Below are 22362 nucleotides of genomic sequence, written 5' to 3' on the forward strand. Positions count from 1 at the left end.
AACCACAATATTACACAATAAATTATTGACAATTATGAAAGGGGAAAATATGATAATAAAAGTTGGCTTCTGAATATAACTAACGTTATTAAAAGAGAAGGGAAAGTGAAATGAACATACAGAGTGTATTGGGAACGGGATTTCAAAATATGAAAGCAGAAGTAATTCTGAAGGAATCTGTTTGCCTGACCTCGGAAGATTTTCGGATGAGCCTGGTAAACGAGACAGAGAAGAGCCTGGAGTTTCTGGGTACGCTGGCGGATATGACGCTGCGGATTTATATGCGTAAAAAGGAGGAATGCTGGCAACTGCAGATGGAATGGGAAGGAAACGGCCGTTTAGCCTGCAGAAGCCTTGGGTGGTCCCTGAGCTTTATCCTGCCGGAGCAGGGGCGTGGTGATCTGAAGGTGCCGTGTGCAGGCAGGTATGTTTCGGATTGCGGGCTTTATCCTCTGAATACAGGGGCGTCGACAAAACCAGACAGCCGGTTATCGGGATTGTTTTTTGGGCCTCATCGCCCTTGCCTGCTCATAGGGACGGAAATCCCTCAGAAAAATCTTCATCTGTATACAGTGACCCGCATAGATGAGAATACAGTATGGATAAGCGGAAAAACCACTTTTCCGAAAGGGCAGGGGCTGGCCTCTGTTCTGAGAACGGAGGTCAGTTTTATTTATCAGGGGCTGATTCCTGTTGAAGCGGTCAGTGCGTATGGAAGGCACGTTTCTGTCATTCCGGAAAAAGCATTTGCAGAACCTCTGATCGGATGGAATAGCTGGGATTATTATTTTTCAGCGCTCAGACAGGAAGATATTTGGGAAAATGCAGACTGTATAGAACAGGACCCAGTGCTGAAAGAGGCGGTTAAGTGTGTAATTGTCGATATGGGCTGGGAGCACCGGGAAGGAGAATGGTATGCGAATTATCGTTTTCCGGACGGCCTGAAGGCCCTAGCTGAAAGAATCAGCCGAAGAGGACTGATCCCCGGGATTTGGACGAATGGCTGTGAAATCCATCCGCTCTCTTATCCGGCCCTCAGGAACGGGGAGATGCTGCTTAGGAACGCGGACCATACTTTGCTTCAGGTGGATCAGTTCTATGTAATAGACCCTACCCATCCGGCAGGGGAAAAATTTCTCTATCAGACGTATAAAAGATTATTTCAGGCCGGATTCCGGATATTTAAAGTGGATTTTGTAGATGCGCTGCTGGAGGCTGAGGAATTTTACGATGCCGGCTGCGGACCGTATGATGCCGTGCGCAGAGTGTTTGAGATAGTTCGTCAAGCTGTGGGGCATGGCAGTCATATCCTTGGCTGCGCGTATCCTCCGGAGTGCGGAGCGGGTTATGCTGATTCCTGCAGAATAGGTGTGGATATCCATAATCATTGGGAACATGTTCTATGGATACTGGAATATCTTCAGATAAATTTCTGGGAAAACGGGAGGTTATTCCGGATTGATCCGGATTTTATGATAGTAAGGGGAATAGACACCTCTCTTGAGGAGGAGACGAATGTTCTGAACCCGATGGGAGAGATTTGGAGGAATACCGGCAGGCACTGCTGGCGGAGCGGTCCTGTTTTTGACCGGTATGAGGCGGAGACCTGGGCGAATATAGTTGTATTTTCAGGTGGGAACGTGATATTGGGAGACCGTCTCGGTATGCTGAACCAGGAAGGGCTTCGCCTGATCCATGAACATCTGAAGCCTGCAGGGCAAACAGCAGTACCGCTGGATCTGGGTGCTGGCAGGGTCGCCGCGTTCTGGTACCTTCAGGAACCGGGAAGGAAACGGCTGCTGATGATCAATCATTCAGATAGAGAAAAGACCATAAGTTTTTCATTTGCTGAATATGGCCTGCCGGTTCCGGAGAATGTGTTTTGCGGAAAGAAGGGCGTGTGGAAAAACGGGGTATATAGCTGCTTCCTGAACCGGCATGAAAGCGCTGTTGCAGAGCTGGTGTTTTAAGCTAAATACCCATTGGTTCCTGGCTGAAAAAAGACTATCGAACAGTGTGGCGGCATGTGGGATCTGACATGCTGTGAGAAATGGACAACTGTTTTGTCAATTACCCTTTCTGGACAAAAAATCCGCATAGATTGACAGCGGCCCCCCGAATTGTCATACTTTATTCATGAATTATGAGCGGAAAACGGCAATTGTCCGTGCCATACGGTTGATTGAACCGCTTGTTAATTCGTGGAAATAAAAAGAAACGGGGAGGTCACTATGAATTACACAAGAAAACGATGGCTGATTCTCGCAGCCTGCTGTCTGGCAAATTTATGCCTTGGATCAATTTACGCGTGGAGCGTGTTCGCTTCATCGATGGCGGATTACCTGAGCGCCCTGCACGGGGTCACGGTCACGTCCGGAGACCTGGCGATCGTCTATACAATCGCCAATTCTGTCGGTCCGATTACTATGATATCCGGAGGCTGGTTCAATGACCGGTTTGGGCCGAAAAAGGTAATACTGGTCGGCGGTCTGCTGTTCGGAGGCGGTATGCTGGCTTCCGGCTTTGCCGGGAGTATCGGCGCCCTGATCGTTGCTTACGGCCTAATCGGCGGCCTGGGGCTGGGCATGGCCTACGGCTGCACGATCAGCAGCTGTGTGAAATTTTTCCCGGATAAGCGGGGACTGGTCGGGGGCATCACGACTGCGACTTATGGCCTTTCATCAGTGATCCTGCCTCCCGTGGTTACGGTGATCGTGGGCCGTCTGGATGCGCCCGCCGCCTTTAAGATCGTCGGAGTTGTATTCCTGGTCCTGATCTGCGGCTGTTCCTTTCTGGTGGAAAAGTGCCCGGCGGATTTTGTGCCCGACGGCTGGACCCCTCCGGCTGAGAAAAAGGAGAAAAAGGCCGTGCGCGACTGCAGCTGGCGGGAGATGCTGAAAAGTCCGGTATTTTATGCGATGATCCTGCTGCTCACCTGCGGAGCCTTCTGTGGTATGATGATTATTTCCCAGGCGTCTGCCGTTGCTTCGGGCATGATCGGCATGAGTGCGGCCGCGGCCGGCATCGCGGTATCGGTGCTGGCTCTGTTCAATGCGGCCGGCCGCCTGGCAGCCGGATGGCTATCTGACCGGATCGGGAGGATCAGCACGCTTACACTGGCCTGTGTCTTGTCTGTGGCAGGGTTGATCAGCCTTTATTTCAGCAGCACGGGCAGTACGGGGACCTTTTATTTGGGGATCGCGCTGGTAGGCATCTGTTTTGGTTCCTTTATGGGCGTGTATCCCGGATTTACGGCGGATCAGTTTGGAGCCAGGAATAACAGTGTCAATTACGGGATCATGTTCATCGGATTTGCGGCGGCCGGGTTCTTCGGGCCAACGATCATGAAAAATGTCTATACGGCGGACGGAAGCTATCAGAGGGCTTTCCTGATTGCGGTGGGCCTGAATTCGGCGGGTATTCTGCTCACGTTCGTCTACCGGATACTGGCAAAACGGCGGAGCTTGGAGAGATCAGTTAATTGAATGTGACATACGAAAAAAATGAGGATGGAATCGTAAATAATCAGACGATTTCGTCCTCATTTTTGAGTTATCAGATTCGGGGGGGGGGGGGGGGTAGAAGGGTATATAGTTTCCACCATAATCTGAAGCTGTCTGGCTACATATGTTCGTTCCCGTTTCTGCGGCAGCGCCTGGTTCCAGAGCTGGTCGCAGAACATGTACAGTGAATGAATGAGCGATGATTCCGTGGTAGTCAGAAGCAGCGGCTCTTCCTCCGTGCCGAAGTGCTCCGGTGTGTTGAAAATGCTGGTGCAGGTATTTTTCTTGACAAACATATTCAGGTTGCGAAGCTGCTTTGCATGAACATCCTCCAGCAGTGTGATTTCGTGAATATTCTTATGGGATTCACTGACCAGCAGGTAAGAAAGCTTTCTCAGCAGGTTCCGGAAGGTCTCGTTGGATATATACAGCGGTTTGCCGGAGAAAAAGGAGAGCGTATCCAACACGATCTGTTCCTGAGACAGCAGCGCCTCCAGTTGGGTTTTGGGAATCAGGTAGCGGAAATGGCGGCCCGTGTTCTTGCGGGCGTCCGTCTTCAGCGCGCTGCAGGCCTGCAGCGTCCGTTCCCTCGTTTCGTCGTCCACTTGGTTTTCTTCCAGGATCTCCTGTATCTGAACAGTGGGTATCACGTTCACAAATGGAAAACGCATGAAAACGTACTGATCCTCATCCAGATTGACCATCTGTGAGAGAAAATGGGCGTATTTGTAGTGATCATTCCGGTAATAAGCCGTGAACAGGGGCGTGGCATAGCTGAATGGAAACTGGAGCAGCTGGTAAGCTTCCTGCAGGACCGTTTCATTGCTTACAGCAAAGGTCGTACCTTCGAAGGAATTATTTGCCGGTGAAAGCTGATACAGAAGCATTTTATCCTTCAGCAGAATGACGCTTTTGCTGATGGATTCGGCGGAGGTGTGTGAGGAAAGGAAATACGGCATCACTTTTCCGGTCAGGTATAGCGGCAGCCAGGACAGCAGAGATTTTGCGAGCATGTCATAATGTCTGTCAATTGTATGTATGACCCGGATTGAGTTGCCGGCTGCAAGAAAAGCCAGATTTACCGATTCCCAGGTGTTGATGTAGGTGTCGTCCTCTGTAAACCATCGTTGGGTGTCCTGCATCAGACACCATAGCTCCTGGCCGGAGGGCAGCGTCAGAGCCAGGCGCAGCAGGCCAAGGATAGCCTCGCGTTTGCCCTCGTTGCCGCGGAATTGCAAATGGGTGTATTCCTTGCCCTTCCTGCTGCTGCTCAGATAGTCGTGCAGCGAAAGGGTCTCTGCCTGGGCGTCGACTGTGCTTAAGAGCCAGCGCTTCAGAGCGGTCCGGATCTGTTCCGGAGTAGCAGAATCCAGGTTTGTAAATTCCGCGCTCAGAAGGGAGCGCAGGTTGCTGTAGTCTGAAAAAGCATCCAGAGATATAAAATAGTCCGCAATGCTATTCAGAAGAGGGGAATTCCCCTTGAGACTCCGCTTATTATTCTTCCATTTGCTGACCAGTGAAGAATCGATATGAAGGACGTCTGCCAATTCCGTCCCTGATACGCGGAAAGCGCTTAACAGCTGGCTGAAGTGTGACCGATACGTGTGATTAGCTGACATAGTGTTCACTCCTTAGAAGTACATACACAAATTTGTTGTGTTCTATTTTAAATCAAAAAGGAGAAAATTGAAAGGGAGAATTGTAAAATTATTCCTTATAAGTCCATGAAAGATCATAAATAAATGAAATATTGCTGGAATGAAGCTAAAAACTAATGATTTTTTTGTGCGTTTTGATGATTGAAATGAGGTGTCAAGATTCTGTCAAGGGTGAAGTTTGACAAGTCCTTCTGATTTGTTGTAAATGTCTAAAATCTATGATAAGAATAAATAACAAAACAGAATTCTGCAAACAAATTAGTGAAAAAATTGACATGAACTGCGTCTTATCGTGTTCATTCGCAAGGAGGGAAAACCATTATGGCAAGAGAGAAAAAGTATTTACAGTTTGGGATCAGGCAGAGATTGTACCAGGGCTCCGGATGCATTTCCGTGATCCCGCAGATTCTGGAAACCGAAGAGTGGAAACGGGTCATGCTGATTGCAGATCCGGGGCTTTACGCGGCGGGCGTCATCCAGCCCATTGAAGATATGCTGAAGGCCGCTGAAAATGTAGAATACATATTATTTACCAATATCCGGCCGAATCCTGAGGCGGTCACCATTGAAAATGAGGCGATACCCGCCGCACATGATTTTAATGTAGATGTCCTGATCGCAGTCGGCGGCGGAAGCACCATGGATACGGCGAAGGGAGTGGCGATTGTTGGTGAGACAGACGCACATGTGATGGACTTCAACAGCTGGCCCCCGTCCAGGCCCCTTCCGCACAAGACTTATCCGATCATCGCGGTTCCCAGCACAGCGGGGACAGGCAGTGAGGTATGCAGGAATGCGGTGATCTGTGACAAGAACGGGTTCAAGCTGGTGCCGATGCACGATGCCATACTCCCGACCTATGCGCTGATGGATCCGGACCTTCTGGCGGGGCTTCCGACGGGAGTGGCGGCAGCGACGGCAGTGGATGCGTTCACTCATGCGCTGGAGTCTTATACCAATATGAACGCCAATGATTTTACAGAACTGTTCTCACTGAGGGCGCTGGAACTGATCGGTGAGGCGATCCGGCCCTTTGTGGCTAATCCGGCGGTGGCGAAATGGGCTAACATGATGAGCCTGGGCTCCATGTACGCTGGCTTTTCCCTGGGGATTGCCAGCATCGGCCAGGATCACGTCATCACCCATCCCATGTCTGAGGAACCCTTCCATATGCCCCATGGAGATGCCTGCGGCATGGTGCTTCCCGCGGTGATCGAATGGAACGGGCTGGGCTGTAAGGAGAAATACAGAAAAGCTTACAATGCCATTACCAAAAAGGAAGTGCCGGAGGGTGAATTTGAAGTCAAGATGCTGATTGACTGGGTTATGGACCTGAACGCCGATCTTCACATCGCCCAGGATAGAGATTTTGAAGAATGGGGTTATAACGACGGGGAGGTTTTGGAGCTGATGCTGAAGCACCCGATCTTCAATAATAAGGATAAGACGCCGAATACCCAGTGCGCATATCCCAGAACCACGAAAATGAAAGACTTCAAATATCTGATTCAGAGAGTGAACGAATATTCCCGGCTGCAGAAGGAACGGAGGAAATAGACTATGAAAATGCTGATTGGAGGGCAGAAAACAGATTCCAGCGATGGAAGGACCATTGACGTTATCAATCCGGCCAACGGGAAGTTTCTGGATACCATTCCGATGGCGACCGAAGAGGACGTCCAGCGGGCTGTTGACAATGCGAAGAAAGGCCAAAAGGAGTGGACGGCAATCCCGTTGATGGAGCGGGAGAAAATCATCCAGAGGTTTGTGCGTCTGCTGGAAGAGCATAAAAAGGAGATCATCGCCGTGTGTACCAGAGAATGCGGAAAGCATGTGGGCACGACAATCTTTGAATATAATCAGACGGCTTCTGTATTTACGGGATACATGGAGTCGGCCAAGCGGCTTGACGGCCAGTTACTGGTTCCAGGGTCAGAGCCGGGGCACGACGGGAGGACCGCCTCGGACATGATTATGGTGACCCATGAGCCGTTGGGAACAGTAGTTGCTATCGTTCCTTTTAACGCCCCGATGCTTCTGTACAGTTACAAGGTGGCCCCCGCCCTGGCGGCGGGCAATGCGGTCATAGTAAAGCCGCCCACGGACAATCCGCTGACAGATATTATGATCACAGAGCTGCTGCTGGAGGCAGGTGTGCCCGGCAATGCGCTGCAGATCGTAACGGGAAGCGGTTCCAAAGTAGGAGACTGGCTGGTGAAGAATCCCGGCGTGGATGCCGTCAGCATGACGGGCAGCACCCAGGTGGGAATCGGGATCGCGGAAATCATGGCTAAGCGGTTGGCGCCCTGCACGCTGGAGCTGGGAGGGAACGACGCATTCATCGTGATGCCGGATACCGATATAGATAAGGCGGCAGCCAGCGCCTGCGGAGCAAGGAAAGGGAATTCCGGGCAAATCTGCATTTCCTCTAAACGGTTCATCGTACATAACAGCGTGATAGAAGAGTTTACAGAAAAGCTGGTGAAGCTGGTCCGGGAAATTGAAGTAGGGTATGACGATAACGTAGAAGAAATGATGGAAAAATGCCTGGGCAACACGGACCGCACCAATACGAAGGGTGAATTCATCGGCAGCTTGATCAGCGAGCGGGCGGCGAAGGAAGTAGAGGCGCAGGTTGCGCATACCATTTCCCAGGGCGCGAAGCTGCTGTGCGGCGGCCAGAGGACTGGAGCCTTTTATATGCCCACAGTCCTGGCGGGAGTTACTAAGGATATGGATGTGGCTAAGGATCTGGAAATATTCGGCCCGGTATGGCCGGTCATCGGGTTTGATACGGTGGAGGAAGCGATTGAGATCGCCAACGGAAGCCGTTACGGCCTTTCCGGCTGTGTCATGACAGACGACTGGAAGCTGGGCATGAGAGTGGCGAGGGAAGTGCAGACCGGCGGAATGGTGGTCAATGGTTCCTCCGTATATCGGAACCAGATGCAGCCCTTTGGCGGCCAGAAGATGAGCGGTATGGGCAATGAGGGGCTCACCACACTGGAGGAAATGACGAAAATTAAAAATATTGTCTTAAAAGGTTTTCTTGGATAGCCAACCGCGGAAGATTGGGGGAAAACATGGGGAATTATGTAGAATTTAAAAATATCAGTAAAGCCTTTGTAGGCGTCCAGGCCCTTGATGGCATCAGTTTCCGGGCAGACGGCGGAGAAGTCTGCGCGCTTCTCGGTGAAAACGGGGCGGGCAAGAGCACCCTGCTGAAGATTCTGAGCGGAGCACAATGCGCGGATTCGGGAGAGTATTATATCAACGGTGAAGAAGTAAGATTCACTTCCCCGGTAGAAGCTATCAGGGCCGGGGTCAGCGTCATCTACCAGGAACGTCAGCTGATCGGTGAGCTTTCCGTAACGGAAAACGTGTTTATGGAAGACCTGTACCGTAAAAAAGGAGGAATCGTAGATTTCCGGAAATCACATGAAGAAATGAAAAAGATCATCGAATTGTTCCAGATGCCATTTTCGCCCCAGACAAAGGTTAACCGGCTGTCGGTGGCTCATCAGCAGATGGTGGAAATTATGAAAGCCTACCGCCGGAACAGTAAGATTATCGCTTTTGACGAGCCGACGGCTTCTCTGTCGGATGCGGAAATAGATGTGCTCTTCGGGCTGATCGAAAGGCTCCGGAAAGATGGGAAGGTTATACTGTATGTCTCTCACCGGCTAAAGGAGCTGTTCAGGATCACTGATAAAATCGTGATTCTGAAGGACGGCTGCTTTGTGGAGGACATCCGGACAGAGGATGCCACGGAAAATTATCTGGTATCCAGGATGGTGGGCCGGAATATCGGAGATGCCTACTCGATGCTGGAGCGGAATGATAAGATCGGAGAAGTGATTCTTGAAGCCAGGCATCTGGAAGGGGAATATGTGCATGACGTCAGCTTCACCCTCAACAGAGGCCAGGTTCTGGGCTTTGCAGGCCTTGTAGGAGCGGGGCGCTCTGAAACCATGCGGCTTTTATTCGGCGCTGACAAGCTGATGAGCGGCGAGATATATGTGGATGGTAAACAGTGCAGAATTAAAAGCCCAAGAGATGCCATCAATGCAGGTATCGGCCTTTGTCCGGAGGACCGGAAGGAACAGGGACTGGTGCTGGGAAGGTCGGTACGCGACAATCTGACCATCCCGATTTTGAAGACCATCGCCAGAGGCGGCGTGATAGACGGAAAACAGGAGCGGCAGCTGTCTAAATCAGCGATTGACAAATACAGAATCAAGACGCATTCCGCGGATAAGATCGTCATGGAGCTGTCCGGAGGGAATCAGCAGAAGGTGATCCTCGGCCGCTGGATGCTGGCGGATCTGAAGGTGCTGATCCTGGACGAGCCGACGAAGGGCATCGACGTGGGTGCAAAGGCGGAAATATATCAGATGGTCTGCGATTTGGCAAAATCAGGGCTGGGGATTATCTTCATATCCTCAGAGCTGCCTGAGGTACTGAACGTCTGTGACGAGGTAGTGGTCATGAAGGAGGGGAGTATCACCGGACGCCTGGGCAAAGAGGAATTGTCAGAGGAACTGATTTTGCGGCTTGCCATGCGCGATGCGGACTGTTTTGCATGATGGAGGAAAAAACAATGAAAAACGACAATAAAAATAATGTGAAAGCAGGCAAACAGGAGGGAATAAGCCTATTTAAGTCGAATGAAGTCATGATGCTGATCGTGCTGATTCTTGTGATAGCCTTTTTTACAGTCATGAACAGGAATTATCTGACTTACACGAATATGACCAACATCCTGATGGCGGCATCCACAATCGGCCTGCTGGCAATCGGCGAAACATTCCTGATTATTGCCGGGCATATCGATCTTTCCAGCGCGCATATAGCTTCTCTGTTCGGAGTCATGACGGCGCTTTTAATCAACACGGGGCTTCCATGGCCGCTGGCAATTGTGATTGTAGTGATCTGTAGTTCTGTAGTGGGAATCGCCAATTCCTGCCTGGTCAACATCTTTGGGCTGCAGCCCTTTATCGCAACACTGGCAATGTCGTCTGTCTGCGAGGGAGTGGCGTTCCTGATCTGTTCAGGGAAATCAGTTCCTGTTAATGACAAGGTGTATGTGGAAATAGGCTCCATGAAGATCCTGGGCATTCCGTTCCCGGCTATTCTGATGGTGATTCTGTTTATTATATTCGGATTCGTTCTGGCTAAAACTGTGTTTGGGCGCAGCGTCTACATGGTGGGAGGGAATCCGGAGGCGGCCCGTCTGGCAGGGCTGAACCCGAAGAGGATCAGCACAATCCTTTATGTGATGAGTGCGATGATTGCAGCGTTTGCGGGTGTGCTGATGACCGCGAAAATGCATTCCGGGCAGCCTGCGGGGGGATCCGGAGCTGAATTTGACGCGATAACAGCCGCGATCCTGGGCGGAGTTGCTTTTACCGGAGGAAAAGGGAATCTGGCAGGATGTTTTATCGGCCTTCTGATCATGCAGTGCTTTAATAACGGCCTGACAGTTGTGAATGTATCTTCCTTCTGGCAGGTGGTGGCGAAGGGCCTGCTGCTGATCGCCGCATTGATCTTTGACTTCTTCCGCAGGAAGAAGCTGGCTAAATGATCACTTCGGGGCTTTCTGCCTGAGAACTTCGGCCGGTCCGGGTCAGATAGCTCCGCGTGAATCATAAAACGGCTGCGGCAGCAATGCAGCGGCACAAAATTTAAGGAGGAAAAGAAATGAAGAAGGTGAAAATGGCAATCGGGATCTTATTGTGTTCAGCCCTGGTACTTGGCGGCTGCGGCGGATCGGGGAACAGTCCTGCGAGTACATCGGGGAGCAAGACTGAAAGTACTGGGTCTTCTGCCTCTTCTGCGGCATCAGCATCCTCAGCATCATCATCGTCAGGAAAAGACAGCGGAGAAAAGCTGACCTTTGAGTATTTCGCCACTTCAATGACCGTTGAGTGGATCCAGCAGATTGAAGAAGCCCTGAAGACCCTGGGAGAAGAGAATAATTTTGAAGTTCTTTCCGCAGATGCCAATCGTGATATCAATACGCAGCTTTCGCAGATTGATACGGCCATTGAGCAGAAGATTGACGGCGCCTTCCTGTTTATCGTCGATGAAGGAAGCGCCCCGGCAGCCGTACAGAAATTCGATGATGCGGAAATTCCGGTCATTGGTGAAACCCTGAAGCTGCAGGACGGCGACGGTAAAAATATTGCCCCATACGTGGAGCTGGATGCGGAAGGCGTAGGCTCTAACTGTGGCAAGTGGGTCGCTGAGAACTGGGAATCTACAGGCGTCGACCTGTCTGACCTGTCTAAGGTGGGCGTAATCCAGAATACCAACAGTAAGTATCGTTCAGACCTGGCCAGAATCGACGGCTTTATGAACGAGCTGAACGGCGGACTGCCGGGAATTCCGGAGAGTAATGTGTTCATGGCGGACTGCGCGGCAGAAGCTACCAGCAATGATAATACGGAGGCTTCTTATAATCAGGTGGCGGCTGTCCTTTCCGCTCATCCGGAAATTGAAGCATGGATTATTATGGGCTCTGTTGACAGCTATGCAATGGGCGCCTGCCGTGCGGTAGAAGCGGCGGGATTGGAGGAGAAAACGATCCTCGTCAGTGCCGGAGGCGAGCTTGCTATCAAAGAGTGGGCCAATGAGTCCGGCGCTTGCTGGAGAGCTACCTGCTATTACGACGCCATGGACTTCGCAGAAAAAATGGTTGAAGGCATGTTAAGCGTGTGCCGTGACGGTGAGACAACCAAAGATATCTATTCTGATTTTAAAGAGGGTGGCGATGAGTATGCGGCTGTAAAAATTTCCGGCAACATGTGCACTGCAGAAAATTATCAGGATTTTACCGAATAACGGGAAGGAGTGCCTATGATTACAGCGAGAGAGAATATCTTAATGGCTTATCATCATCAGGAGCCGTATTGGGTGCCGTCTCAGTATCTGGACCAAAATACCTGCCTGTATACGGCCACCCGTGAGGGAGTCAGCGGATTCGGGCGGGGTACGGACTGCTTTGGCATATCCTGGGATTATAACCCAGGTGACCCGTCGCCGATGGTGACAGCCGGAACCAAACGGCTGACCGATATTGAGAACTGGCGGGATGAGTTAACGATGCCCGACTGTGAAAGCTGGGACTGGGAGGAGTGTGCGGCGAAGGATACGGCGGGCTGGGATCGGCAGAATAAGATCAGCAGCGTAATCATAGTAAATGGGTTATTTGAGCAGCTTCACGCGCTGACCGGCTTTGAAGACGCCCTCTGTTATCTTTTAATGGAGCAGGAGGCCGTGGAGGATTTCCTGGATGCACTGACGGATTATAGGATCAGGCAGATCCAGTTGATTGCCAGATACTATAAACCGGATAAGATCCAGTTCCATGACGATTACGGAGAGGCCAGGAATACTTTCATGTCTCTGGAGGTCTGGAGGGAAATCTTCAAACCGCGCCTGAAACGCATAATTGAAGCAGTGCAGGGTGAAGGAATGCTGTATGAACACCATTCCTGCGGTTACATCGCCACGCTCGTGGAGGATTTCATTGAGCTGGGCATAGACGCCCTGAATCCGCTGCAGGTACAGAATGATCCTTATGAACTGAAAAAAAAGCATGCCAAAGAGCTGTGCTTTGTCGGGGGCTTTGACAATCAGGGAATTCTGGACCGTCCAGGCGTGACCTATGAAGAGAGAGTACAAGAAATACGGTACCGCATAGAGCTCATGGCGCCAGGCGGGAGCTGGGTTGCTCATCCGGTGATGATGGACCCGGAGATCGGTATTGCGCTGACGGATGTGCTATATGAATATAACGCGCCGTTTTGGGAGCGGGTGGGGTATTATCCCCCGCCCAAACCCAGACAGCCCAGGAAAAATGTATATTCCCAGGGATATCAAAAGGGAGGGGAGCAGTGAAAAACAGTCCGTCCGATATCCGTGCTTCGGTGCATGCAGGCATGTCCTCAGCCCGGCTGCCGTCCGGAACTTTCTGGGTAATCGGACATGTTCGCTGACGCGAACATTATGAATTCTGAAAGTCAGCTGTTCCGCGCCTTAGGCGCTCTCACAGCTGCCGGAAGTATTCACAATCCGGCCTGTCGGCCTGCTTGTTCATACTTCCTTGTCCGTCCGATATCCGTGCTTCGGCGCATGCAGGCATGCCCTCAGCCCGGCTGCCGTCCGGAACTTTCTGGGTAATCGGACATGTTCGCTGACGCGAACATTATGAATTCTGAAAGTCAGCTGTTCCGCGCCTTAGGCGCTCTCACAGCTGCCGGAAGTATTCACAATCCGGCCTGTCGGCCTGCTTGTTCATACTTCCTTGTCCGTCCGATATCCGTGCTTCGGCGCATGCAGGCATGCCCTCAGCCCGGCTGCCGTCCGGAACTTTCAGAGTAAATCGTGTGTATGGAGAAATTAATTTTTTAAAAAGTATGTCAAGAGAGAAAATGGACTGTCAATATTTTGGCAACTGTCAGAAAATGACATGTGTTTTGGAACTATTGAAGTCCTGAAACAGAGATGAGATAATCTTAGCATAACAAAGATGAAAAGGAGAAAAAAGCTTATGGGAAAACAATTTAACCCGTTGCTGGACCCCAGGGGCTATCAGGAGAGAACAATGATAACCCTGGCGAAACGGCCAACGCTGGATGAACTGAGAAATGGCAAGATCCTGTTTTACAACAACACGAAACTCGGTTTTTGTAATTATTATACCGTGTTCGACCGGATCAAGGAGCATCTGACTGAGCTGGGGATTACAAACTGGGTAGAATATACGGAAACAGTCCGTGGAAAAGATGCGGCGATGCTGGCGGATTATGCAGCGATGCTGGCAAAAGAAGAGCCTACCGCAGCAATTGTGGCATTCGGTGATATGGGAACCTCTTCCTCCACCACCGTCGTCACCATGGAACTTGAAAAGCTTGGTATCCCGGCCGTCTACATGACGGCGCCTCCAGGAACCGCGATCACAGAAGGCGTGGGCGTCTACCGAGCGGGCCATCTCTGCCTCTGCTCTGTGGATATCATGCAGTCTACCACTGTAGAAGAGGTTGCTGCTGAGGTGGATAAAAAATGGGATTATATCCTGAGCTCCCTGACTTCTAACGGTGAAGAGCTGGAACAGCTGGCTCACATCGATTTTAAGATGGATCAGATTCCTCCTGCAAAGGACGGGCTGCTTCCGAAGATTTTTGAAGAGCCTGACGAGAAAGAGCCTTGCGCGGGTCTGGAAGAAATCAATGATTACTTCAACGAGCTGCATATCAGCGACGGGCTGCCGATCATCCCTCCCACGAAGGCACGCTATGAAAAGATGATGGAATACTGCCCGTTTGACGAGGATACGGTGCTCTGTGACCCCAGCGGCCCTAGCGGCAAATCCGTCACAGTGAAAGACGTTGCCATCGCGGCAGTTATGGCAGGCTGCAAGCCGAAAGCCATGCCGGTGCTGGTTGCGGCCTTTAAGGCGCTGAACAATAAGGCCTACAATCTGAACCAGTCTGTGACCACCTCCCATCCGGGCGGCAATCTGGTGCTGGTATCAGGCCCCATCGCTCAGGAAATCGGACTTTCCGGAAAACAGGGCTGCCAGGGTCCCGGCTGGCCGGTAAACGCCACCCTGGGCCGGGCCGTGAACCTGGTGATCATGAATGTCTTTCGCTCTGTACCCGGCGTCTGTGACCTGGACTGCATCGCATCCCAGGCAGAGTTCACCTACTGCTTCGCAGAAGAACCGGAGCTTGCGGAATGGAAGATGATCAACGAAGAGCACTACGATTCCGAAACTACGACAGTATACGTGCTGAAGGCCGAGCCGATCCATGACGTCATCGACTTCCTGAGCCTGAACGGCCATGATCTGCTGGATACGATCACGCACTGCTGCTCCACGCTGGGATCTAACAACGCGTACATGCCGGGCCCGCTGGTGGTCTGCCTGACGCCGGATCACGGGAAGATGCTGAAGAAGGACGGCTATACGAAGGAAATGATTCAGGAGCACATCCATACATACTGCTACCATGAGGTTCCGATGGTGCGGAACCGGGGACTGGTGCCGGTGCGTCCGGCCAGCTTTGCTAACCGCCATCCGATGCCTGTGACCCGGACGCCGAAAGACGTGGAAGTGGTGGTAGTAGGCGGCCGCGGCGGCCACGACGGGATCATCCTTCCCTGGGCGCTGCACAGCGAGGGAATCGTGGAGCCTGTGGCGCTTCCGGATGGAAAAATAGCGAAATCCATTGAAGAGTTCAAAAAATAACAGAACCGGCCGGGCGGTCAGGCTGAAAAAACAGAGAGGCCGCCGTCTGGGACTTTCTTAGTGACGTATTGGAGGGATTGATATGCCAAGAAAAGAGATAGTTGTCGAAAAAAAATATGATGTAATCGTGTGCGGCGGCGGAACCTCCGGCGTGGCGGCGGCAATTGCGGCGGCCCGCGGCGGCGCGTCCACACTGCTGATTGAACGTGTTGGCTCTCTGGGCGGCCAGCTGTGCTTCTCCGGACCTCCCGGATTCGCCTTTGCCCATCTGTTTAACCCGCTGGGTGAACAGGATGCCGCAGGAATCATCGAAGAGATCCATTCCAGGATGCTGAAGGAAGGCCATGCGCTCCCGCATTTAAAACCGGAGCACAGGGCTGAAGCCGGATACACCTTCTCCTATGTGGACCCCGACTGGTTCTCGCTGACAATTTTTGAGATGATGGAAGAGGAAGGCGTAGAACTTCTGCTTCACAGCCTTGTAGTCGACGTTGTGCAGGACGGAAGCAAGGTGACGGGAGTTGTAGTTGAGAACACCAACGGGACGATGATCATTAACGGTGAAGTTATCATTGACTGCACCGGTGAAGGAGATATCGCAGTCCGTGCCGGCGCGCCCTATGAATATGTGGATAAAGAGACCGTGCAGCCTCACACCATTTCCTTCACTATGGACGGCGTGAACTGGGATGAGCTCATGGACTGGGTGCACTCGAATCCGGATCAGATCGTGTGGTTTGAGCATACACTTCCCCACTGGTCGGACGAGAGGAAGGAAGAAGCCCATCAGAAGGCTCTGGAATTCTACAAAACCTGTGATGATCCGGCTATGTTCGGCGAAATGATGGGCTTTACGGAATTCCACAAGAAAGGACTGGAAACAGGAGAATGGCATGAGTTCAGCGGCGTCGGATTTTTCCTGACACCACGCGAGGACGGCCATATTCAGGCCCACATGCAGCACTCCTCCCAGGTACCCTTTGTTCTGACAGATAACGCGTGGGATCTTTCCAGAGGTGAGATTGAATGCCGCAGGCAGAACGCCATGGCAATCAAATTCTTCAGAAAATACATTCCCGGTTTTGAGCACGCATATCTGACCAGAATGTGCCCGGAGATGCGCCTTCGTGAAGGCCGCCGGATTATGGGCGATTATCGTCTGACCAGAGATGATGTGGCGGCAGGGCAGGAATTTGACGATGTAATCGGCAAGAGCCATTTCAAAGCCGGCGCTCACCATACCGTCGATAAGAACACGATCGCCCAGGTAGAAAAGGTCTGCCCCCAGGACGGCGGTTCCTATGATATCCCGTACCGGTGCCTGGTACCGCTGGATGTGGAAAATATGCTGGTAGCCGGAAAACACGTATCTACAGACCGCGACGCATACCTGAGATACCTTCATCAGACAATGGTAACGGGACAGGCAGCAGGAGCGGCGGCAGCCCTCTGTGTGAAAAAAGGCATATCTCCCAGAAAACTGGAAGAGGACGTCAGCGAACTTCAGAAGATCCTCAAAGAGCAGGGAGCGATCATAGACGGCACCCATTAATAGAAAAAACTCCTAAAAAGTGAAGAGGCCATGTGCTGACCGGAAAAAACGGCGGTACATGGCCTTATTACGGTTTTGTGGCGAGGTGGGTGGATACCCGGACGAAAAGCAGCGGGGGACCCCCGGCTGTTGCGGCCTGCCGGGCAGACTGGGCTTCGGGTTGAAGTGATTCTAAGACTTCCGGAGGCCACTCTCCAGGGGTACCGGGGAAAGTCCGGTGGAAGGCCTGATGCCTTCCATCCTCCGTCCCCCTCGCCCGCCGTGCTTGAGGCACAGCGGACGCCCCCTGGAGAGTGGCCTCCGGAAGTCAAGAATCACTAACAACCCTGCAGAGGTCTGCCCAACAGGCCGCAACCGCCGGAGGTCCCCCGCTGCTTTTTTGGCTGTTCCAGACGGTACAATGGCTCTCGCCAGGGGTGGAACCCCGATAGTCTCAGGCGGTAGATTTCGAAATTTAATAAAGAAATACTGGCGCCAGTCGGCTGCGATAAGCCAGTAATTACTGTCTGAAATCATCCTGATGACACTTTCGGAGAACTTGGGTGAAGAGTTTTAGATCACCAGAGAGGCTGGGAGGAGGCGGGGCGGAACAGGGACGGCACCATGGATTTCTGCAGGCCTGATTAGTTCTGCTTAGCGGGCAGCAGCGCCGGAAGGGAGGGCAGGTATTGTGCCTCACGCACAATACCTGAAGGGCACGGAGGATAGAAAGACATCAGTCTTTCTACCGGACTTGCCCTGGTCCCTCCCTGTAGGTGCTGATGGCCGTTTAGCAGAACTTCAGGCCGAAGCCTTCCATGGCGCCGTCCCTGTTCCGCCCCGCCTCCTCCCAGCCTCTCGTCCGGGTATCCAAAACCCTCCCCCCATCACCGACCAATTGGAAGCAAAACCGTAATTTTTATAAAAACTTTAGAATCGTACCAGTAAGTTTAGATGAAAATGAAAAAGTGGTATGCTATAATGAACATAGATTTTTGGCATTTTTATATTGAGGAAAGTGCAGAAAAGGGAAGATTTTCATGAAGATGAAAGGCAGTATGAGATTGAAGACCCGTATTGCGATCGCATTTCTGGCAATAATTTTTATTCCTGTCATCTTGACGGGGGTGGCGTTTTATTGCCTCATGCATTATAAAGTGCAGGCAATCGGGAAAGAATATGGAATTGAAAATCCCACATATGAAAATATATATAATAATTCCCTGATGATATCTAAAATGATGGATTCAGAGTTCCAGTCGTTAAAGCAGGAGGCTGAAGAGCATCCCGAGCGACTGGAGGATAATTCGTATTTGAATCAGCTGAATGAAGACCTGGATGAGGACAATGCCTATCTGGCAGTGCGCAAGGGAGACAGCATTTACTATAATGGATCGACGACGATCAGCGACAGTAAGCTTCTGGATTCCCTTCCGAAATATGGGGATTCTTATGCCAGCTCTGACAGCGGAATGTATATCCGGACAGAGGAACAGTCCCTGGTCAAGCAGGTAGATTTTGTGTTCCAGGACGGGGCGGAAGGAAGTATTTTCCTGATCACCCGGATGAACCAGGTGTTTCCGGGGATGAGAAACTGGATGTTTGACATGGTCGTGATTGTGATTTTGATTTTGGTGACGACCAGCCTTGCTATGAGCCTGTGGATTTACCGGGGAGTTGTTACGCCGCTGAACCAGCTGAAGAAGGCGACGCAGAACATCAGGGACGGCAACCTGGACTTCACGGTAGAAGGCAATGGTGTGAAGGAGGTAAATGACCTCTGTGAGGATTTTGAAGATATGAGAAAGCGGCTCAAAGAGTCCGCGGAGGAAAAAGTAGATTTTGACAAGGACAATAAAGAACTGATCAGCAATATTTCCCACGATCTGAAGACCCCTATCACGGCTGTGAAGGGTTATGTGGAGGGTATCATGGACGGCGTGGCTGACACGCCTGAGAAAATGGACCGGTATATCCGGACGATTTACAATAAGGCCAATGAGATGGACCGTCTGATCAACGAACTGACTTTTTATTCCAAGATTGATACGAACAGAATTCCTTATACCTTTACGAAGATCCATGTGTCAGATTATTTTGAAGACTGTGTGGAGGAACTAAGCCTTGAACTGGAATCCCGCCATATTGAGCTGACCTATTTCAACTATCTTGAGGAAGACGAGGTAGTAATCGCCGACGCGGAGCAATTGAAACGGGTGATCAACAATATTGTGAGCAATTCTATTAAATACATGGATAAAGCCCGGGGCGTGATTAATATCCGGCTGAGAGATGTGGGCGATTTTATTCAGGTTGAAATTGAGGACAACGGAAAAGGGATTGCCCAGAAGGATCTGTCCAGAATCTTTGACAGATTTTACCGCACAGATGCTTCCCGGAATTCTACCAGAGGCGGCAGCGGAATCGGGTTATCAATTGTCAGGAAAATTCTGGAGGATCACGGCGGAAAGGTCTGGGCGACCAGCAAGGAAGGAGTTGGCACGGTAATGCATTTTGTGCTTAGAAAATATCAGGAGGTACCGGTAGATGAGCAGGATACTGATCATAGAAGATGAGGAATCAATTGCAGATCTGGAGAAGGATTATCTAGAGCTGTCAGGATTTGAAGTGGCAATTGAGAACAGGGGCGATACAGGCCTGGAACGGGCGTTGAATGAGGAGTATGATCTGTTTATTCTGGATCTCATGCTTCCGGAGGTAGATGGCTTTGAGATTTGCCGTGAGATCCGTGACAGGAAGAACACGCCGATCATCATGGTTTCGGCAAAGAAGGATGATATTGACAAAATCCGGGGCCTGGGCCTGGGAGCAGACGATTATATGACGAAACCTTTCTCCCCCAGTGAGATGGTGGCCCGCGTAAAGGCTCATCTGGCCCGGTACGACCGGCTGATCGGAAGCGGGATGCCCCAGAATGACATTGTGGAGATACGGGGGATCAAGATCGACAAGACAGCCCGCCGCGTCTGGATCAACGGAGAAGAGAAGAACTTTACGACGAAAGAATTCGACCTGCTCACATTCCTGGCTCAGAATCCCAACCGGGTGTTCACAAAAGAAGAACTGTTCCGGGAGATCTGGGATATGGAATCCATCGGTGATATCGCGACCGTGACGGTGCATATCAAGAAGATCCGGGAGAAGATCGAATTCAATACGGCTAAGCCCCAATATATAGAGACGATCTGGGGAGTCGGGTACCGTTTTAAGGTTTAAGATTCAAATGCCTGGATATAGTAATCACAGGCATTTTTCAGGAAGTCTCTGTTTCTGGATATGATTAATACTGACCGGTCCTGTTTTCTGACTTTCATGAATATAGAAGCATAAAAAGAGTAAGGAATGATATTGTATTCATTTTCTGACAGAGGGAATAGTATGATTCTGAACGTAATTGACGATCCCTATAGTTAAAGCAAGGGTTTTACGGCACGATTGATAGATTCAATTTTATATTGCAGAAAATAATAGCTCCGGGTACTGCAGAAATGTGTGTACCCGGAGTTTTTGCGGCGCCTCTTTTATCTGGCCCATATCCGCTGAATCGGCCGGGGCTGGCTGCGTAAGTTGTGCTTTGCAGAGAAGTTGATAAGATGATAGAATGTTAAATGCAGCGATGTCAGAACGGGAGAGCGTTCTGGATGAAAAATGAAAGGAACAAGAGCGTTATGATTATTCGGAATGTATCAATAGAAAATGCGGCAAAGACACTGCATCTGGGATCTTCTTACGGGATCAGGGTGGGGAATCCTGCGGATTTTATCATACTGGACGCTCCGAATTTCCAGGAAGCGCTGAACAGGCATGCGGCAGTGCTTTATTCATATAGACGGGGCCGGAAACTTGCGGAAACCAGGCCCGCGGTCCGGGCACTCAGCTTTTAGCAGAACAGACGATTCAGTCATATAGAACTGATCTGTGGCCTGGTAGGGGAAAGCGTGATGCAATATGGAAAGTATGCTTGACATTTTATGTTAAAAGATGTATAGTCTGTTTACGGAAAGTAAACTTTCCTTTTGGAGGTGGTGCGGGTTTGAAGAACCGGTTGGAGGAGATAAGAAAATTAAAGGGTATCAAACAGGAAGAGCTGGCATCGGTGTTGGGAGTGTCCCGGCAGACGATCGGGTCGCTGGAAAATGGACGTTACAATCCCTCAATCATTCTGGCCTTTAAGATCGCCCGCTATTTCCGCATGAGCATCGAAGACATATTCATTTATGAGGAGGAAGGCGTATGAACAGAAAAGTGACAGATTATGCGATGATCACCGCCGGAGCGCTGCTGCTGGCTGGAGGCTTCTGTATGCTGGTATTATTTACTGGTGCCAGTGGTTTTTTACAGGTCCTTCCCTATCTTTTAATAGGTATTGGCTGCGGGATATTCAGCCAGGGAGTTGGCAACGTACTCGGGCGCCGGATGCTTAAGAAAAATCCGGAGATCATAAGACAAATTGAGATAGAGACAAAAGACGAACGGAACCTTGCGATCAGCTATAAAGCGAAGGCAAAGGCGTATGACCTGCAAAAATATATTTTCGGCGCTCTCCTGATCGTATTTGCTGCGATGAGATTTCCGCTGGCGGCGGTGCTGCTCCTTTTGGGGGCTTACCTGTTTGTCATGGCCTATGCGGTTTACTGCCGGTTTAAGATTGAAAAAGAAATGTAATTAACGATTATAAGCATCAGAGTATTTGTGCGGCGGTGCAATGCATTCCGCATATGGTTAAGGGAGAGAGAAATCGGGTATGGGAAAGATTTTTTATATTATAGGAAAAAGTGCATCCGGAAAAGACCACATCTATGAAGCGCTGCTGGCTGAAAAAGATCTGAAACTGGCGCAGGTCATCCTCTATACTACCAGGCCGATCCGCAGCGGAGAACAGAACGGCCGGGAATATTATTTTACTGATGAACTGAAGCTGGTCCAGCTCCGGCTGTCAGGAAAGCTGATAGAGGAACGGGTATATGACACAGTTTATGGCCCGTGGTATTATTTTACGGCAGACGAAGGCCAGTTCCGCCTGGATTGCCAGGATTATATCGGAATAGGGACACTGGAATCCTACGAGAAGATAAAAGGATACTTCGGTGAAGATAAGGTCTGCCCGCTGTATATTGAGACCGAAGACGGCATCCGCCTGAAACGCGCGATCCAGAGAGAAGAAAAACAGCCGGAGCCCAAATACGCAGAAATGTGCCGCCGGTACCTGGCGGACTGCGAGGACTTCTCAGAAGAAAAAATACAGGCTGCAGGTATCAGACGCAGGTTCCTGAATAATGGGGAATTGTCACAATGCCTGCAGGAAATAAAGGCATATCTATTGCTTCAAATTGGACGGTGAGGGGGTATCCCCCCTTTGCCGCTCTTTTCCCTGGAAATTATTTAATAAAAAAA

The 22362-nt window shown here is 50.7% G+C and carries 17 protein-coding genes; 16 read left to right on the top strand and 1 reads right to left on the bottom strand.

Going from position 1 to position 22362, the window contains the following annotated elements:
• Window positions 1-110: 110 nt before the first annotated feature.
• Window positions 111-1970, top strand: a complete 1860-nt coding sequence (locus tag H9Q79_RS14690) for an alpha-amylase family protein (RefSeq protein WP_249328621.1) — start codon at window positions 111-113, stop codon at window positions 1968-1970.
• A gap of 261 nt (window positions 1971-2231) precedes the next feature.
• Window positions 2232-3485: an L-lactate MFS transporter gene (locus tag H9Q79_RS14695; RefSeq protein ID WP_249328622.1), complete on the top strand. Its 1254-nt coding sequence runs from the start codon at window positions 2232-2234 to the stop codon at window positions 3483-3485.
• 56 nt (window positions 3486-3541) lie between these two features.
• Here the strand turns inward: H9Q79_RS14695 and H9Q79_RS14700 are convergent, their stop codons facing one another.
• Complete coding sequence (locus tag H9Q79_RS14700; RefSeq protein WP_249328623.1) at window positions 3542-5122, bottom strand: hypothetical protein; 1581 nt, start codon at window positions 5120-5122, stop codon at window positions 3542-3544.
• Window positions 5123-5482: 360 nt separating this feature from the next.
• Between H9Q79_RS14700 and H9Q79_RS14705 the strand changes: the two genes are divergently transcribed.
• The 14 genes from H9Q79_RS14705 to H9Q79_RS14770 all read left to right on the top strand — a co-directional run bounded on the left by H9Q79_RS14705 (window position 5483) and on the right by H9Q79_RS14770 (window position 22309).
• Entirely contained in the window at window positions 5483-6718 is a 1236-nt protein-coding gene (locus tag H9Q79_RS14705; protein WP_249328624.1) for an iron-containing alcohol dehydrogenase, read from the top strand.
• Window positions 6719-6721: 3 nt separating this feature from the next.
• Window positions 6722-8218 (top strand): aldehyde dehydrogenase family protein, encoded by a 1497-nt coding sequence (locus H9Q79_RS14710; RefSeq protein WP_249328625.1) that lies wholly within the window; start codon window positions 6722-6724, stop codon window positions 8216-8218.
• A 26-nt stretch (window positions 8219-8244) separates the two neighbouring features.
• On the top strand, window positions 8245-9747 hold the full coding sequence (locus H9Q79_RS14715; protein ID WP_249328626.1) for a sugar ABC transporter ATP-binding protein: 1503 nt from the start codon (window positions 8245-8247) through the stop codon (window positions 9745-9747).
• A gap of 14 nt (window positions 9748-9761) precedes the next feature.
• The gene (locus H9Q79_RS14720) at window positions 9762-10745 is read left to right on the top strand and encodes an ABC transporter permease (RefSeq protein WP_118646495.1); all 984 of its coding nucleotides are present in this window, start codon (window positions 9762-9764) and stop codon (window positions 10743-10745) included.
• 116 nt (window positions 10746-10861) lie between these two features.
• A complete protein-coding gene (locus tag H9Q79_RS14725; RefSeq protein WP_249328627.1) occupies window positions 10862-12004 on the top strand; it encodes a substrate-binding domain-containing protein in 1143 nt (380 codons plus the stop codon).
• Between the two features lie 15 nt (window positions 12005-12019).
• On the top strand, window positions 12020-13063 hold the full coding sequence (locus H9Q79_RS14730) for a uroporphyrinogen decarboxylase family protein (RefSeq protein WP_118646435.1): 1044 nt from the start codon (window positions 12020-12022) through the stop codon (window positions 13061-13063).
• A 652-nt stretch (window positions 13064-13715) separates the two neighbouring features.
• Entirely contained in the window at window positions 13716-15416 is a 1701-nt protein-coding gene (locus H9Q79_RS14735; RefSeq protein ID WP_118646433.1) for a UGSC family (seleno)protein, read from the top strand.
• 82 nt (window positions 15417-15498) lie between these two features.
• Window positions 15499-16968 carry an FAD-dependent oxidoreductase gene (locus H9Q79_RS14740; protein WP_249328628.1) on the top strand — a complete coding sequence of 490 codons (1470 nt, stop codon included), beginning with the start codon at window positions 15499-15501 and terminating at the stop codon, window positions 16966-16968.
• A gap of 1037 nt (window positions 16969-18005) precedes the next feature.
• Window positions 18006-19523: a sensor histidine kinase gene (locus tag H9Q79_RS14745; protein WP_118646493.1), complete on the top strand. Its 1518-nt coding sequence runs from the start codon at window positions 18006-18008 to the stop codon at window positions 19521-19523.
• Window positions 19495-20184 (top strand): response regulator transcription factor, encoded by a 690-nt coding sequence (locus H9Q79_RS14750; protein ID WP_118646431.1) that lies wholly within the window; start codon window positions 19495-19497, stop codon window positions 20182-20184. The genes H9Q79_RS14745 and H9Q79_RS14750 overlap by 29 nt, the downstream gene beginning before the upstream one ends.
• Window positions 20185-20609: 425 nt before the next feature.
• Window positions 20610-20852 carry a hypothetical protein gene (locus H9Q79_RS14755; RefSeq protein ID WP_249328629.1) on the top strand — a complete coding sequence of 81 codons (243 nt, stop codon included), beginning with the start codon at window positions 20610-20612 and terminating at the stop codon, window positions 20850-20852.
• A 149-nt stretch (window positions 20853-21001) separates the two neighbouring features.
• Window positions 21002-21205 (top strand): helix-turn-helix transcriptional regulator, encoded by a 204-nt coding sequence (locus H9Q79_RS14760; RefSeq protein ID WP_118646425.1) that lies wholly within the window; start codon window positions 21002-21004, stop codon window positions 21203-21205.
• Entirely contained in the window at window positions 21202-21633 is a 432-nt protein-coding gene (locus tag H9Q79_RS14765) for a hypothetical protein (RefSeq protein WP_249328630.1), read from the top strand. Before H9Q79_RS14760 ends, H9Q79_RS14765 begins: the two co-directional genes overlap by 4 nt.
• A gap of 79 nt (window positions 21634-21712) precedes the next feature.
• Entirely contained in the window at window positions 21713-22309 is a 597-nt protein-coding gene (locus H9Q79_RS14770) for a nucleoside/nucleotide kinase family protein (RefSeq protein ID WP_118646421.1), read from the top strand.
• Window positions 22310-22362: the final 53 nt, after the last annotated feature.

Origin of the sequence: Wansuia hejianensis (assembly GCF_014337215.1) — a bacterium.
Lineage (GTDB): Bacteria > Bacillota > Clostridia > Lachnospirales > Lachnospiraceae > Scatomonas > Scatomonas hejianensis.